Raw genomic sequence first — 305 nt, forward strand, 5'->3', positions numbered from 1 at the left:
GGAAAAATCTTATTTTTTGATTTTAGAAAAATAGCCTATAATATATAAGTTGTCTGGAAAGGAATCTTTATGCATACATTATTTTTTGATTTTGATGGTACTTTACGTGTATCGGAAACCAATGAAGTTTCAAAAGAAACAATACAGAATTTAAGAACTTTGCGAAAAGAAGGCAACTTGATCTTTATCAATACCCGGGAGTTTGACAGCTATTTTTATCAATGAACTTCATTTCAGCGCTTAAACAGGCGCTTTTCTTTTACTTTTTTTGTCAAATTATTTGATTTTATATATCGTATTTTATT

1 protein-coding gene is annotated in these 305 nt (G+C 27.9%); it reads left to right on the forward strand.

Annotated features, from left to right (window positions below; genetic code table 11):
- Window positions 1–69 precede the first annotated feature (69 nt).
- A complete protein-coding gene (locus ACTQX6_RS12670) occupies window positions 70–225 on the forward strand; it encodes an HAD hydrolase family protein (protein ID WP_441657570.1) in 156 nt (51 codons plus the stop codon).
- Window positions 226–305 lie beyond the last annotated feature (80 nt).

Origin of the sequence: Faecalicoccus sp. LCP19S3_E2 (assembly GCF_052121255.1) — a bacterium.
Taxonomy (GTDB): domain Bacteria; phylum Bacillota_I; class Bacilli_A; order Erysipelotrichales; family Erysipelotrichaceae; genus Faecalicoccus.

What these genes read in the sequence shown, in the direction of transcription:
- ACTQX6_RS12670 (WP_441657570.1), top strand. Translation starts at nt 70, where the DNA reads ATGCATACATTATTTTTTGATTTTGATGGTACTTTACGTGTATCGGAA.